The 15,115-nt window shown below is 72.6% G+C and carries 12 protein-coding genes and 1 riboswitch; of the genes, 7 read left to right on the top strand and 5 right to left on the bottom strand.

Features of this window, described 5'->3' with window-relative positions:
- Positions 1-72: 72 nt before the first annotated feature.
- Positions 73-1,470 carry a hypothetical protein gene (locus Cs7R123_RS10105; protein WP_212825452.1) on the bottom strand — a complete coding sequence of 466 codons (1,398 nt, stop codon included), beginning with the start codon at positions 1,468-1,470 and terminating at the stop codon, positions 73-75.
- A gap of 188 nt (positions 1,471-1,658) precedes the next feature.
- Between Cs7R123_RS10105 and Cs7R123_RS10100 the strand changes: the two genes are divergently transcribed.
- Positions 1,659-2,297: a maleylpyruvate isomerase N-terminal domain-containing protein gene (locus tag Cs7R123_RS10100; protein WP_212825450.1), complete on the top strand. Its 639-nt coding sequence runs from the start codon at positions 1,659-1,661 to the stop codon at positions 2,295-2,297.
- Here the strand turns inward: Cs7R123_RS10100 and Cs7R123_RS10095 are convergent.
- On the bottom strand, positions 2,284-2,808 hold the full coding sequence (locus tag Cs7R123_RS10095; RefSeq protein ID WP_244871736.1) for a DUF6886 family protein: 525 nt from the start codon (positions 2,806-2,808) through the stop codon (positions 2,284-2,286). The genes Cs7R123_RS10100 and Cs7R123_RS10095 overlap by 14 nt on opposite strands.
- Positions 2,809-2,887: 79 nt before the next feature.
- Between Cs7R123_RS10095 and Cs7R123_RS10090 the strand changes: the two genes are divergently transcribed.
- The 3 genes from Cs7R123_RS10090 (at position 2,888) to Cs7R123_RS10080 (ending at position 6,678) form a co-directional block, all read left to right on the top strand.
- Positions 2,888-3,199, top strand: a complete 312-nt coding sequence (locus Cs7R123_RS10090) for a DUF952 domain-containing protein (RefSeq protein WP_212825446.1) — start codon at positions 2,888-2,890, stop codon at positions 3,197-3,199.
- 47 nt (positions 3,200-3,246) lie between these two features.
- Complete coding sequence (locus Cs7R123_RS10085) at positions 3,247-5,064, top strand: glycoside hydrolase family 15 protein (protein ID WP_280517286.1); 1,818 nt, start codon at positions 3,247-3,249, stop codon at positions 5,062-5,064.
- Between the two features lie 55 nt (positions 5,065-5,119).
- Positions 5,120-5,212: riboswitch (ZMP/ZTP riboswitch) on the top strand.
- A 23-nt stretch (positions 5,213-5,235) separates the two neighbouring features.
- On the top strand, positions 5,236-6,678 hold the full coding sequence (locus Cs7R123_RS10080; protein WP_212825444.1) for a glycine hydroxymethyltransferase: 1,443 nt from the start codon (positions 5,236-5,238) through the stop codon (positions 6,676-6,678).
- 66 nt (positions 6,679-6,744) lie between these two features.
- On the opposite strand, the gene Cs7R123_RS10075 is transcribed toward Cs7R123_RS10080, so the two are convergent.
- The 3 genes from Cs7R123_RS10075 to Cs7R123_RS10065 all read right to left on the bottom strand — a co-directional run bounded on the left by Cs7R123_RS10075 (position 6,745) and on the right by Cs7R123_RS10065 (position 11,000).
- Positions 6,745-9,513 (bottom strand): sorbosone dehydrogenase family protein, encoded by a 2,769-nt coding sequence (locus Cs7R123_RS10075; protein WP_212825442.1) that lies wholly within the window; start codon positions 9,511-9,513, stop codon positions 6,745-6,747.
- Between the two features lie 208 nt (positions 9,514-9,721).
- Positions 9,722-10,387, bottom strand: a complete 666-nt coding sequence (locus tag Cs7R123_RS10070) for a hypothetical protein (RefSeq protein ID WP_212825440.1) — start codon at positions 10,385-10,387, stop codon at positions 9,722-9,724.
- 34 nt (positions 10,388-10,421) lie between these two features.
- Positions 10,422-11,000: an RNA polymerase sigma factor gene (locus Cs7R123_RS10065; protein ID WP_244871735.1), complete on the bottom strand. Its 579-nt coding sequence runs from the start codon at positions 10,998-11,000 to the stop codon at positions 10,422-10,424.
- A 219-nt stretch (positions 11,001-11,219) separates the two neighbouring features.
- Here Cs7R123_RS10065 and Cs7R123_RS10060 point away from each other — a divergent pair, with 219 nt between their 5' ends.
- The 3 genes from Cs7R123_RS10060 (at position 11,220) to Cs7R123_RS10050 (ending at position 14,930) form a co-directional block, all read left to right on the top strand.
- Positions 11,220-11,609: a hypothetical protein gene (locus Cs7R123_RS10060; protein ID WP_212825438.1), complete on the top strand. Its 390-nt coding sequence runs from the start codon at positions 11,220-11,222 to the stop codon at positions 11,607-11,609.
- 2 nt (positions 11,610-11,611) lie between these two features.
- A complete protein-coding gene (locus tag Cs7R123_RS10055; protein ID WP_212825436.1) occupies positions 11,612-13,741 on the top strand; it encodes a bifunctional polysaccharide deacetylase/glycosyltransferase family 2 protein in 2,130 nt (709 codons plus the stop codon).
- 85 nt (positions 13,742-13,826) lie between these two features.
- Positions 13,827-14,930, top strand: coding sequence for a hypothetical protein (locus Cs7R123_RS10050; RefSeq protein ID WP_244871734.1), 1,104 nt, complete (start codon positions 13,827-13,829; stop codon positions 14,928-14,930).
- The last annotated feature ends 185 nt before the right edge of the window (positions 14,931-15,115 follow it).

The following is a 15,115-nucleotide window of genomic DNA, read 5'->3' as shown; positions in this document are numbered from 1 at the left end:
CTCAGGAAGCACCCGCCCAGTCTGTCCCACGCCACCCGGCCCGCCGCGGGCCGGGCGATACTCCTGCGGAGGTCAGGGGCGTACGAAGGCGATCAACGCCATACCCAGTGCGCTCTGCACCAGTGTCGCGCCCACCAGCAGCGCGAACGGCCACACCCGTGGCGAGCGGGCGCACCACCACGCCACCGTCAGCTGGAAGAACACGGCCAAGAAGATCCACAGCCGGATCGTCTCGCCCCGGTTCACCCCGACCAGGTCCAGAAACGCGAGCACCGCGAACGCGCACACCGTCACCACCGCGACCGGCCGCGCCAGCCCCCGCCGCAGCGCGTCCCAGCCGGCCGCCCCGGACACCACCGTCGCGGCCAGGCCCGCGCACAGCGCGAAGTCCCACAGGTTGCGCCACACCCACACCTGGTACGGCCGTCCGGCGCGGACGTTGAACTCGTTGGCATCGGCCAGCACGTAGTGGAGGTTGACGAACAGGTCGTACCCGAACACCGCCCGCATGCCCAGGTAGGCGGCGGCGAACGCGGCCAGGGTGAGCGACACCAGCCGCAGCAGGTCGTACCAGTCGCAGGCGCGGCGGTGCAGGGCCAGCGCGGCCGTGCCGGCGAAGGCCAGGCCCAGCACCAGCGGCAGCGGTTCGAACAGGAACGTCAGGTACAGCGCCAGGCCCAGCGACACCGCCCACGGCCAGGACTTCGTGCGCAGGAAGCGCAGGTGCAGCCAGAGTGCCAGCAGGATCGGCACGGGGGAGACGGTGTTCAGGATCGGCAGGAACCACAGGCGGCCCGGCACGAGCAGCACCAGGACCATCGCGTACACGGCGGTGCGGTGGTCGCCGAACAGCTCGCGGGCCACCGCGTACGCGAGCAGGCCGGTCAGGCTCGACACCGCGACCACCAGCACGCCCTGCGTGCCCGGGTCGGTGGTGACGGCGCCCAGCAGGTGGTAGAGCAGCGTCTTGCCCGGCATGTTGGTCCGCGCGTGCGCGGGCAGCTCGGGGACCAGGTCCATGTACCGCGAGATGAAGTCGTACGCCGGGTAGGTCAGCGACGGGGTGTGGAACGAGTTGGCCCGGTCGCTGCCGACCAGGGCGGCCAGCGACGCGTCGTCGTACACCCGCATCAGCAGTTGCAGCGGCACCGCCGCGACCAGCCAGACCCCGACCTGCGCCCACGGCCGCAGCCGCCCCGTCACCCGCAGCAGCCCCAGCACCGCGACCAGGGCGACCGCCGCCGGCCACAGCTGCCACCCCGAGAACGCCGCGATGTACGGGTAGATCCACCGCCCGGCCCGTGAGCCCACCGGCAGCACCTGCACCGCGAACAGGACCGCCGCCGCCAGGGTCAGTACCGCACCGCCCAACAGCGCCCGGTGCAGCAGCCGGTGCTGCGGGTCGGCGGTGTCCGGCTGCGGCGCGGCGGGCGCGGCGCGGTCGGCGGTGAGCACGGTGCGCTCGCTCAACGACAGTCCTTTCTCGGGTGGACCGCGCCGCGGCGCACCCGGGTGGGGCCGTGCGCACGACCCCACCCGCGTGCGCCCGCTCGCGGGATGCGGGCGGGCCGAAGTCCGCATCGTCAAACGGCGTGCACCGGCCCGGGATACGCTGCCGTGCGCAGGCATCGACAGCGGTGCACAGGTAGGGTTGGCCCATGACCCCGATGCGTACGGCGTTCCTCGCCGCCGCCCGCTCCGCGGCCGCCCTGCTGGCCGACCCCGCCGTGGCCAAGTCGTGGACCGACCCGAGCGCGCTGTCCGGTTTCACCGTCGGCGGCCTGGCCGAGCACCTGGGCAGCCAGTTGCTGTCGCTGCCGAAGCTGCTGGCCGACCTGCCCGGCGACGGCGAGGTGATCGGGGTGCTGGACCACTACGCCAAGGCCCGCTGGGTCGGCGCCGACCTCGACGCCACCATCAACGTGGCGATCCGCCGCGGCGGGGAGCAGGCCGCCGCCGAGGGCGCGGCCGCGCTGGCCGCGCGGGTCGGCGAGCTGGTGGGCCGGCTGCCGGAGGTGCTCGCGGGCGCCCCGGCCGACCAGTACGTCGTGCCGCCCGCCGGGCCCTGGCGGCTCAGTTTGGACGACTACCTGCTCACCCGGCTGATGGAGATCACCGTCCACTCCGACGACCTGGCCTGCGGGCTGGACATCCCGACGCCGGAGCTGCCCGCCGAGGTCACTGAGCCGGTGCTCGCCCTGCTGTCCGCCCTGGCCGTACGCCGCCACGGCCCCACCGCCGTGCTGCGCGCCCTCAGCCGCTCCGAACGCTCCCCGGCCACCATCAGCGCGTTCTGAGGGCGGGGCGGGCGCCGGCGAGGCGGATGCCGCTGAACTGCATGGTGGAGGCGATGACGGCCTCCCACAGGGGCCACAGGTTGTCGAGCACGCGCAGCTGGATGCCCGCCTGGTCGTGCAGTTCCAGCAGGTCGCCGACGGGTTCGGCGGGGCCGAGCGGCAGCACCGGCTCGGTGGCGACGTGGGCGTGCGGGACCGGCTCGCCGAACGGGCGGAACCGGTCGGCGGGCAGCCGGTACGCGTACAGGCGCACCGATCGCAGTCGCGGCAGCCAGCCGTACTCGACGGCGTGCAGCCGGGTGCCGCCGCCGGGGCCGAGGATCGCGGCGGCGTCGGCGGTCGTGGTGTTGGGGCCGACCCAGGTCAGCGCCCGGGGGCAGTCGCGCGGGAACCAGTAGTCGGGGCAGCGGTCGTGGTCGACGGCCCAGACGTACGCCTCGGGCTGGCGGGCCGTGGCGGCCACGTGCGGGTCGAACCGGGTGATCGTCGGGTCTTCCGAGAAGTGGAGCACTTCGCCAGGATTCGGTCGCATCCGGCCAGACTGGCACGCCCGGCCGGGCGGGTCGACCGGATATCGATACGCTGCACGGATGATCTACCAGATCGCGCTGCCCGAGGACTGGGCGCAGGCGCAGTACACCGGCTCGTACACCGTCTCCACCCGGGGCGTCAGCCTGGAGCAGGAGGGATTCCTGCACGCCAGCGACACCCTGGAGCAGATCCGGGCGGTGCGGGGGCGGTACTACGCCGACCGGGACGACCTGCTGCTGGTCGAGATCGACGAGTCGCTGCTCGACGTGCCGGTGGTCCGCGAGAGCCCGGCCGGCTCGGCCGAGCTGTACCCGCACATCTACGGCCCGCTGCCGCTGTCGGCCGTGGTCCGGGTCGGCCCGCTGCCGTAGCCCGCCGTACCCCTTTCAAGGCCCTGACCTCGGCATATGCTGAGCTGGTGGGGCCGGATGAGGACGGGGACGGACGCTACCTGCCGATCTCCGAGCACGGCATGATCGGCGACATGCGCAGCGTCGCGCTGGTCGGCGTGGACGGCACCATCGACTGGTACTGCTGCCCGAGCTTCGACGCGCCCAGTGTGTTCGCCGCGATCCTGGACGCCGACCGGGGCGGTTCGTTCCGGCTGACAGCCTCGGTGCCGTCCCGCACCAAGCAGTTCTACTTCCCCGACACCAACGTGCTGATCACCCGGTTCTTCGCCGAGGACGGGGTGGGGGAGATCCAGGACTTCATGCCGATCCTGGGCGACTCGACCGAGGCCGACCGGCACCGGCTGATCCGCCGGGTGCTGTGCGTACGCGGCACCATGCCGTTCTCGGCGGTGGTGGCGCCCCGGTTCGACTACGGCCGCTCGTCGCACACGGTCCGCCGCCAGGACGGCATGCTGGTGTTCGAATGCCCGCACCTGAAGCTCGCGCTGACGGCCAGCGTCCCGGTCGCCGACGACGGGCGCGACGCCCGCGCCGAGTTCACCCTGTCCGAGGGGGAGACGGCGGTGTTCGCCCTGGACCGCGTCGACGGCGGGCTCGCGCCCCGCGACTGCCCGCTGCACGAGGCGGCCGAGCAGTTCGAGCAGACGGTCTGCTACTGGCGCCGCTGGCTGAGCCAGTCGCGCTACCGGGGCCGGTGGCGCGAGATGGTGCACCGCAGCGCGCTGACCCTCAAGCTGCTGACGTACGCCCCGACCGGCGCGATCGTGGCCGGGCCGACCACCAGCCTGCCGGAGCAGATCGGCGGCGAGCGCAACTGGGACTACCGCTACGTCTGGATCCGCGACGCGGGCTTCTGCGTGTACGCGATGCTGCGGCTCGGCTTCACCACCGAGGCGACCGCGTTCATGGAGTTCCTGTCCCGGCATGTCAGCCTGCGCGGCGGTGACCAGGCCCCGTTGCAGATCATGTACGGCATCGACGGCCGCACCGACCTGCCCGAGCAGGAGCTGCCGAACCTGGAGGGCTACCGCGGCTCGGCGCCGGTGCGCATCGGCAACGGCGCCGTCGACCAGCTCCAGCTCGACATCTACGGCGCCCTCATCGACTCGATCTACCTGTACGACAAGTGGGTGCAGCCGATCTCCAGCGATCGCTGGGAGGAGGTGCACGACCTGGTCGACTGGGTCTGCGAGCACTGGGACACCCCCGATGAGGGCATCTGGGAGACGCGCGGCGGGCGCAAGAACTTCCTGTTCTCGCGGCTGATGTGCTGGGTCGCCATCGAGCGGGCGATGCGCATGGCCAACCGGCGCGGCCTTCCCGCCGACCTGCGCCGCTGGCGGGAGGCCCGCGATGCGGTCTACCACTGGATCATGAAGAAGGGCTGGTCGCCGGAGCGCGCCGCGTTCACCCAGCACGAAGGCGCCGACGTGCTGGACGCCTCGGTGCTGATGATGCCGATGATGAAGTTCATGGCGCCCACCGATCCGCGCTGGCTGTCCACGCTGGACGCGCTCACCGCCGACCTGGTCTCCGATTCGCTGGTCTACCGGTACGACCCCAAGGCCAGCCCCGACGGGCTGCGCGGCGACGAGGGCACCTTCTCGATCTGCTCGTTCTGGTACGTCGAGGCCCTCACCCGGGCCGGGCGCCTGGACGACGCGCAGCTGGCGTTCGGCAAGATGCTCACCTACGCCAACCACGTCGGGCTGTACGCCGAGCAGATCGGCCAGACCGGCGAGCAACTGGGCAACTTCCCGCAGGCGTTCACCCACCTCGCCCTGATCAGCGCCGCCTTCAACCTCGACCGGGCGCTGGGCTGAAGGCCGTCCCGGACGGTGAGCCAGGACCGCGTGGGCGCGGTCTGGTTGCTAGGCTGAGGTGGGCCGTGACTGGCGCGCTGGGATGGGATCGACCATCGGGAAGCGGCCCCGTCATCGTGACGCTGTGCCGTGCGCCTGGGCCCCCTTTCGCATCGCCAAGGAGGTCCGGCCATGTCCGGTGAGCTGACCAATGAATCCCAGGCCTTCCGGTACGCGCTGGAGGCCGTACGCGCGGTGGAGCCCGCCGTCGCCGCCGCGATCGGCCAGGAACTGGCCGACCAGCGCGAATCGCTGAAGCTGATCGCCAGTGAGAACTACGCCTCGCCCGCGGTGCTGCTGGCGATGGGCAACTGGTTCAGCGACAAGTACGCCGAGGGCACCGTGGGCCGCCGCTTCTACGCGGGCTGCCGCAACGTCGACACCGTCGAGGGCCTGGCCGCGCAGCACGCCAAGGAGCTGTTCGGGGCGCAGCACGCGTACGTGCAGCCGCACTCGGGCATCGACGCGAACCTGGTCGCGTTCTGGGCGATCCTGGCCGCCCGGGTGGAGAGCCCGGCGCTGGAGAAGGCGCAGGTGCGCCACGTCAACGACCTGACCGAGGCGGACTGGTTCAACCTGCGCCGCGAGCTCGGCGACCAGCGGATGCTGGGCATGTCGCTGGACGCGGGCGGCCACCTGACCCACGGCTTCCGCCCCAACATCTCCGGCAAGATGTTCGAGCAGCGCAGCTACGGCACCGACCCGGCCACCGGCCTGATCGACTACGCGGCCCTGCGCGAGACGGCCCGGGAGTTCCGGCCGCTGATCATCGTGGCGGGCTACTCGGCGTACCCCCGGCTGGTGAACTTCGCGACCATGCGGGAGATCGCCGACGAGGTCGGCGCGACCCTGATGGTCGACATGGCGCACTTCGCGGGCCTGGTCGCGGGCAAGGTGCTCACCGGCGACTACGACCCGATCCCGCACGCGCAGATCGTCACCACCACCACGCACAAGTCGCTGCGCGGCCCGCGCGGCGGCATGGTGCTGTGCCAGTCCGAGCTGGCCGACCAGGTCGACCGCGGCTGCCCGATGGTGCTCGGCGGCCCGCTGCCGCACGTGATGGCGGCCAAGGCGGTCGCGCTGGCCGAGGCGAAGCGGCCGGAGTTCCGCGACTACGCCCAGCGCATCGTGGACAACTCGAAGGCGCTGGCCGAGGGCCTGCTGCGGCGCGGCGCGACGCTGGTGACCGGCGGCACCGACAACCACCTGGTGCTGCTGGACGTCTCGTCGTACGGCCTGACCGGCCGCCAGGCCGAGTCGGCGCTGCTGGACTCGGGCATCGTCACCAACCGCAACGCGGTGCCGCAGGACCGCAACGGCGCCTGGTACACCTCCGGCGTCCGGCTGGGCACCCCGGCGCTGACCACGCGCGGGCTCGGCACCGCCGAGATGGACCAGGTCGCCGACCTGATCCACACGGTGCTGTCGCAGACCACGCCGGCGGCCGGCGCCGACGGCAAGGTCTCGCTCGCGCAGTACCGGCTGGCCGACGGGGTCGCCGACACGGTCTCCCGCCGCGCCGCCGACCTGCTGTCCGGCCACCCGCTGTACCCGACCGTCGACCTGGGCTGACGACGAATCGAGCCGGTGACCGACCGAGGTCGGTCACCGGCTCGTCTGTCTCCGGTGCGGGGCGGCTCAGCCCTTGGCCGCCACCTGCGGCCGCGGGCCCACCGCCAGCATCGAGATCTTGTCGTTGAGGTCGGCCCCCACGAACGGGTAGTCGCCCGGCCCGAAGTACCGGCACAGCCCCAGGTCCACCACGGTGTTCTTGCCGCTGGACTGCTCGCAGCCGACCGCCCGCCAGCCCGGGGTCACCCGCAGCGAGGTGGCCTTGTCGTTGCCGACCTTGCCGAGCTGGTCCAGCGCCGCCTCGTACAGGCCGCTGCCGTAGGTGCTGCTGCTGCCCTGCAGGTCGCGGTCCTGGTACGCCTTGGCGCCCTCACCCGTGCCCGGTCCGGCGTAGACCGCGAGCAGCGACACCGCGTCGTCGAGGTCGGTGCCGGCGAGGTTGTGCTCCCCGGCCGGGAACGAGCGGCAGCGGCCCAGCGTGGCCGTGCCCGCCCCGGTGCTGCCGTCGTTGGCGCAGGCCACGGCGTGGAAGCCGGGCTCCACCCGCAGGGTGGTGACGGCGTTGTCGCCGACACCCTTGAGCTCGCCGCGGCTGCCCTCGTACACCCCGGGCTCGAAGCTCTGCTCGTCGCCCTTCGCACCGGCCTGCGCGAACGCGGTGACCGGCGGGCCGACGACGCCGACCAGCGAGATCTTGCCGGCCAGGTCGCCCAGGTCCTTGTACGTGCCGCTGTCGAAGATGCGGCAGGTGCCCAGCGCGGCGCCGCCGGTGCGGTCCTTGTCGCAGGCGATCGCCCGGTAGCCGGGGTTGGCCTTCAGCGCGTTGATCGGGGCGCTGTCGCCGCCGTCGAGCTCGCCCGCGACCGACTCGTACATGCCGGTGCCCAGGGTCTGCGCCACGTCGCCGAGGTCGGCGTCGCGGTAGCCGACCACGCCGCGGCCCGCCTCCGGGTTGCTGAACACGGCGATCAGCGACGCCTGGTCGTTGAGGACGTCCAGGGCCGGGTGCTCGCCCGGACCGAAGTAGCGGCACGTGCCCAGGCCGGTCGGGGCGGCGGTGCCGCCCGCGCAGACGACGGCCCGGTAGCCGCCGGCCACCTTCAGCGAGCTGACGCTGTCGTCCTTGACGCCGCCGAAGCCGGTGCCGGTGCCGTCGGTGATGCCGGTGCCGAGCTTCGCGGAGTCACCCCGGAACGCGCTGTCGGAGTAGACGGTGACCGGTGCGGAGGACGCCTTCTGCACGTACCGGACGCGGTAGATCTTGGCGCCGCTGTCGGTGGCGTCGCCGCTCTTGGGGTACAGGCCGGTGAAGTAGAGCCCGTCGGGCCCCGGGGCCAGGCCGGCGACGCTGGTCTTGCCGCTGCCGGTGTACTGGATCAGGGTCTTGGGGTCCTCGACCGAGCCGTCCTTGTCGAACTCGAACTCCACGATCCGCTTGCCGCGGCTCTGCGGGCCCGACGCCCAGGTCGGGCCGCTGAGGGTGACGAACGCGTGGCCGTACTTGTCCTGCGGGAAGCCCGCGGCGTGGAACACGTCCGGCTCGGTGAAGGCCACGTTGACCGGGCCCTGGGTCGTCTTCCAGTTGTACAGCGCGTTCTTGGTCAGGCCGCTGGAGCCGCCGCTCCAGTGGTAGTCGGCGCCCTTGGTGACGCGGGCGAACCGGTCGTTGGACGACGGCCCGTTCTCCACCTCGTAGTGCTGGCCGTCGGTGGCGCGCCACGCCCCGCCGAACGGGTTGCGGAAGCCGTACGCCCAGACGTAGCTGCGCGCCTTGTCCGGCTTCTTGGCGTCGTAGAACGGGTTGTCGGCCGGCGCGGTGCCGTCGAGGTTCATCCGCAGCACCTTGCCGCGGAAGGAGTCCAGGTCCTTGGCGGTGCTCGCGTCGAAACCGTCGCCCAGGTGCACGTACAGCTTGCCGTCCGGGCCGATGGTCAGGTTCGAGATCTGGTGCGAGGCCGACTGCTCCTCGTCGTCCATCTTGATGACCGTGGTCTTCGTCGCGGCGGTCAGGCCGCCGTCGGTGCTGTGGAACCGGACGATCTTCGGCAGCAGGTCGCCGTCGTCCTTGGTGATCATCGAGGCGAAGACGTCGCCGCTCTTCGGGTCGACCACGATGCCGGTCAGCCCCATCTCGCCGGTGCCCGGGAACTGGGCGCTCGGGTCGAAGTCGAGCAGGTCGTCGGCGTAGGTGCTCTTCTTGAAGTCGCCGGTGAAGACCTTGATGCGGCCGTACAGCTCGGTGACGTAGAACAGCGGCTTGGTCGGGTCGCCGTTCCAGCCGGGCACCATGGCGATGTTGACCGGCAGCTTCATGTCGTCGCCGACCTCCTCGACGACGTACCCCGGCTGGGAGACCTTCCAGTCGGGCGCGCCGGGCAGCGGCTTCTTCTCCACGTCGGTGCGGAAGCGGCGGGTGGCGTACGGCCCCCACGCGCCGGCGGTGTCGCGGTGGCGCACCCGCAGCGTGTACGTCCGGTCCGGCGCCAGGTCGCGCCGGTCGGCGAAGGAGTGCTCGAACACGCCGTCGCCCAGGTGCACGTGCACCCGGCCGACGCCGCTGACGCACCCGGCGAACCAGACCCGCTCACCGCTGGACGGGTTCTCGGTCCAGATCTCCCAGTCGGTGCACAGGTGCGTGTCGCCGGCGTCGTTGTTCTGCATCGGCCGGGTTTCCATGTGCACGTCCGCGCCGCTGACCAGCTTGCCCTCGGCGTCGGGTTCGGTGATGACGGGCGCCTGCGGCGCCAGCGCGCGGGCCTGGGCGGGTGCCGCCCCGGCCGCGCCGATGAACAGGACCGCCGACGCCAGTACGGCGCCGACAGCTCCCAACCTCATTCCATATTTCATGCGAGAAAAGCCCCCCGTGTGTCATCAAATGCGACAAACGAGGTCAGGCTACCTATATCAAACAAAGTGGCGGAGCGTACGCGCCGCGCGTCGAGCTGATCCTGAGGAAAGAAAGGGGGGACCAGCAAGGGTGCGCCAAGCTGGTCCCACCGGGTACAGCGCCTCAGGCCGCGCCGGTGTCACACCCGGTCGGCGGTCATTTCGGCCGGTGGGATGTCGGCGACGGGTGCGTCTTGTCCGGCCCCTTGGACGGGTCGGCGCCCGGCCGATGCGGGCTGGGGCTCGGCTGCGGCTGCGCCGTCAACCGGGTGCAGAACGCGGCCAGGTCCTCGCCCGCCGCCGCGGCCACCAGCTCCGCGTACGCCGGGCTGGTCGTGGCCTTGCTCTTGGCGGGATCGGCCAGGAGGCTGCGGCACTGCTTGTGCACCTTCGCCGCGACGGTCGGCAGCAGGCTGGGCGCCGCCGCCGACGGCGAGGCCGACGGCCGGGCCGTACCGGGGGCGTGGCCGGACGAGGACGCCGCCGCCGTTCCCGGCGACGCCTGCGGCGCGTGCGGGAAGAAGGGTCCGGGCAGCACGCCGGTGCTCGCGGCGAAGGCGACCCCGCCGACCGCCGTGGCGGCCGCGATCGCGGAGATCTTGAACAGCAGTGCGCGCCGCACCCTGCCGCGCCGCCGCCCTCGCGTCACCGCGGCGGACTCCCGGAACGCCGCGGTCGCCGCGGACAGCCCGGCGAGCTCGTCGGGCTGTCCGGGTGCGGCGGCCTCGGCCAGCAGCCGGGCCAGCCGGGGGTGGTCCGCGACCGGCAGACCGGCCAGCAGGCGCTCGCCGTCGTCGGGGTTCATGGGAGGTTGCGCGCTCATCTCATCTCCTTGAGCGTCCAGCCCGGCGCAGCTGTCACAGCCGTGCCCCCGGACCGGCCTCGCCCAGCAGTTCGGCCAGGCGCCGCAGGCCCCGGTGGGCGGCCATGCGCACCGCGCCCGACCGCTTGCCCAGCACCTGCGCGGCGGACCGGGCGTCGAGCCCCATCACCGCTCGCAGCAGGACCGCCTCGGCCTGGTCCGGCGGCAGCGAAGCGATCATCGCCAGCGCTCCGCCCGTGGTGATGGCCTGCTCGGCCGCGAAGGCCGTGTCCTCCAGGCCCGGCAGCTCGACCAGGTCCTCGACCGGCACCGGCTGGGACGGGCGGCGCTGGTGGTGCCGCAGGTGGTCCATGGCCCGGTGCCGGGCGATGGTGGCCGCCCAGCGCCGGAACCCCGCCTCGTCACCCCGGAACGTGTGCAGGTCGCGCACGATGTGCAGCCACGTCTCGGAGGCCACGTCCTCGGCGTCGCCGCCGACCAGGAGCCTCAGATACCGCAGCAGGCCAGGCTGCAGCTCGACGTAGAGCCGGCCGAACGCCGCCTCGTCGCCCCGCGCCGCGGCCGTCACCGCTGCCGAGAGGTCGGTCGTGGCACGCGGATGCACCTCGGTCACCGACCGCTCCTCTCCACCACCGGACTCGGAGCAATGATGGTGCACCGCCGCCGGCTCCGCACGCGCGCCCCTGCCGCCGCGGCGGGACCCGTCTCACCTCCAGTGACACTCCGTGGCGCCGGAGCGCTCATACCCGGGGGTGCGGGTGAGCACCCGGCGGTCGGCGCGGGTCCCACGCGCGGCGTCCGCCTCGAGGCGACGGCGAGGTCGATCAGCAGTATGAGCAGGCGGAAGGTACGCAACCGCCCGGTGTTCGTCGACCGTACGGGTCGGCGGCGGCGGTTGTTCACCATCGCGGCGGCGACCGGCGGGGTGCTCCTCACCACCGCGCTGGCCGTAGTCGCGGCGGGCTTCTTCGGCGCGGCCGGAGGCCTGCCCGGCCTGCCCCAGCTCGGCCCTGATCACCCGCCGACCGCGGTCCCGGCCAGCCCGGCACCGGCGCCCTCCTCCGCGCCGGCGCAGGACCCCTCGCCCCGTACGGTGCCCTCGCCCGCACCCACCGCCATGCCCAGCCCGACGCGGACCACCGGCAAGCCCACTCCGGGCGCGTCGACCGTCACGCACGGCAACCGGCCGTCCGGCCACCCGACCCCCTCGAAGAAGAAGTAGCGATGTCCCGTCACGTGCTGCGGCGCGAAGCCCGCGCCCACTGGGTCCTGCTCGTGCTGGTCCTCGCGGTGGCGCTGACCGGCCTGTGCCTCAACGGCTATGTCGAGCACGTGGGGGCCGAGGGCTCCGGCCCGGTGGCCCCGGCCGACCCGACCGCGGGTCCCGAGGAGGTCCTGTCCGGCGGCCCGGTGGTGCGCCCCAACCCGGACGGCACCGTGACCACCCGCGCGATGCCCGCCCGCACGATCGCCCTCACCTTCGACGACGGCCCGGACCCGGTGTGGACGCCCCAGGTGCTCGACGTGCTCGAACGCCACCACGTCCCGGGCACCTTCTTCGCCGTCGGCACCCAGGTCAACAAGCACCCGGACATCGCCCGGCGCATCACCGGCGGCGGCAGCGAGCTGGGCGCGCACACCTTCACGCACGCCGACCTCGCCTCGACCGGGCCCTGGCTGCGCGACATCGAGCTGACGCTGACCGGCAACGCGATCGCCGCCGCGACGGGCTGCCGCCCCACACTGCTGCGCCCGCCGTACTCCTCGACCCCGGCGGCGGTGACCGCCGGGCTGTACGGCGTGATCCGCGACGCGGGCGCGGCCGGCTACCTCACCGTGCTGGCCGATCTCGACACCCGGGACTGGAGCCGCCCCGGCGTGGCGGCGATCGTGTCCGCCGCGACCCCGCAGGGCGGGGCGGGTGCCGTGGTGATGATGCACGACGCGGGCGGCGACCGGTCGCAGACCGTCGCGGCGCTCGACCAGCTCATCCCGCGGTTGCGGGAGCAGGGCTACCGGTTCACCACGGTGTCGCGGGCGCTGGAGCTCCCGGCGCCCCCGGCGGCCGCGACCGCGCAGCGCCTGCGCGGGCACGCGCTGCGCTGGGCGCAGCTGGGTTCCGGCTGGCTGGCCGCCGTGATGACCTGGTTCATGATGGCCGCGCTGGTGCTGGGGCTGCTGCGCCTGGTCGTGCAGGTCTGGTGCACGCGCGTGCACGTCCGCCGGGTCCGCCGCGCGGCCGGGCGGCGCAAGCGGTACCTCGGGCCCGTCTCGGTGATCGTGCCCGCTTTCAACGAGGCGGCCAACATCCAGGCCACCGTCCGCTCACTGATCGACAGCGACTACCCCGAGGTCGAGGTGATCGTGGTCGACGACGGCTCGACCGACGGCACCGCCGACCTCGTACGCCGGATGCGGCTGCGGCACGTGCAGGTCATCGAGCAGGAGAACGCGGGCAAGCCGACCGCGCTCAACACCGGGGTGATGTTCTCCCAGGGCGACATCCTGGTCATGGTCGACGGCGACACCGTGTTCGAGCCGGACTCGATCGGCGAGCTGGTGCAGCCGCTGGCCGACCGGGACGTCGGCGCGGTGTCGGGCAACACCAAGGTCGCCAACCGCGGCGGCCTGCTGGGCCGCTGGCAGCACCTCGAATACGTGATGGGCTTCAACCTCGACCGGCGCATGTTCGACGTCGCGCGGTGCATGCCGACGGTGCCCGGGGCGATCGGGGCGTTCCGCCGCGAGGCGGTGGTCGACGTCGGCGGGGTCTCCACGCAGACCCTGGCCGAGGACACCGACTTCACCATGGCGATCATCCGGGCCGGGTGGCGCGTGGTGTACGCCCCCGACGCGATCGCCTGGACCGAGGCCCCGTCGAGCCTGCGCCAGCTGTGGCGGCAGCGCTACCGCTGGTGCTACGGCACCATGCAGGCGATGTGGAAGCACCGCCGCGCCCTGTTCGAGGGTGGCGCCTCCGGCGTGCTGGGCCGCCGGGGGCTGGCGTACCTGCTGCTGTTCCAGGTGATCCTGCCGCTGTCGGCCCCGATGGTCGACGTCTACGGCCTGTACGGCGCGTTCTTCCTGCCCCCGGCGCAGGTCGCCGCGGTCTGGCTGGGCTTCACCGCACTCCAGCTGGGCACCGCCGCGTACGCGCTGCGCCTGGACGGCGAGCCGCTCGGTCCGGTCTGGAGCCTGCCGCTCCAGCAGATCGTGTACCGGCAGCTCATGTACCTCGTGGTGATCCAGTCGACGGTGATGGCGCTGATCGGCGACCGGCTGCGCTGGCACCGCATGGTCCGCACCGGCGCGGCCACCGAGCACGCCCGGACGGGGGCGGCCGCCCGTCAGTAAGACTGAGTGACAGATAGAGCTCCGTCGGCGCCTAAAACAGGGAACCTTGTTTCCTGTTTCGGTCCCTCACGCCAACGGAGGCAACATGAGACGACTGGCCCTCCTGCTCGCCCTGCTCATGGCGGCAATGCCCGCCGGGCCGGCCGCCGCGGTCCCGGCCGCCCCGGCCGAGGCGCAGGCCCTGGCCGCCGCGCCCATCTCGATCTACGGTGCGTGGCACTGCAGCAACGACGCCTGCACCTGGTCGGCGGTGCGCACCGTGGCCGAGTTCGACAGCCAGAACCACTGGCTGGTCGACCGCGGCGACGGCCGCCCCTCGGTCAACCTGGTCGTGCTGAGCTTCGTCAACCCGCTGCGCCTGCTCAACCAGACCACCGACGCGGGCAACCTCAACGGGGTGCCGCGCGGGATGACCCAGGACATCGTGACCTACTTCAAGTCGCGCGGGATCGCGGTGATGCTCTCGATCGGCGGCATCACCTACACCGGCGACTGGGACACGGCGCTGGCGGCGAACGGCACCCTGCTCGGGCAGCGCGCGGCGGCGGTGGCCACCCAGCTCGGGGTCGGCATCGAGATCGACTACGAGCAGAACTCCAGCCCGAACACCGTCCAGCTCCAGAACTTCATCAACGCGTACCGGGCGGTGCACCCGTACAACGCGGCGGGCACCGATCCGACCGCACGGCTGACCATCGACGTCGCGGCCGGTGACCGCTGGCTGATCGACCTCAACCAGAAGGCCACCGCCGACTGGCTGCGCACCGACACCCCGGTGCTGGACTGGGCCAACGCGATGGTCCCGGCCCGGCAGCCGTCCGCGTCGACCGCGCAGGCCAACTGGCAGGAGCACATCGACGGCAAGCCGCAGTACAACCCGCCGGTGCCGCCGCTCGCCCCGGCGAAGATGACCGGGGCCTTCTACGTCGCCGAGGGCAGCAAGGTCCGGCCGGAGTGCACCGGCTACGCCGGCTCGCTACAGAAGGCGACCGCGCCGTACGTGCAGTCGGTCGCGCCCAACGGCGCGGGCACGAGCTCGGGCATGCTCGGGTTCATGTTCTGGGCGGCGGAGAAGCCCTCGACGCGCGGCGTGGGCACCATGCCCCCGAACACCTGCGAGAACGGCATGGGTGCCGGTGCGACGGCCCTCAACATCCCGCTCCCGCTCCCGGCCCTGCGCCAGAGCTGACCCGCAACCCGGGCCGACCGGCAACCTGGGCCGACCCGCTCACACCTGTTTTCCATAGACGTTGGCCTATTACGGCGAAGGCGATCTACGCACAATCGCTGTGATAGGCCAACGTCTATGACAAGGCGGGGCCCGGCACCGCGCACCGGTGCCGGGCCCTCGACGGGGGGAGGGTCCGGCACGTC

Source organism: Catellatospora sp. TT07R-123, assembly GCF_018327705.1.
Classification (GTDB): Bacteria; Actinomycetota; Actinomycetes; order Mycobacteriales; family Micromonosporaceae; genus Catellatospora.
The sequence above is the reverse complement of the archived record's forward strand: the minus strand, read 5'-3'. Positions and strand labels throughout refer to the sequence as shown.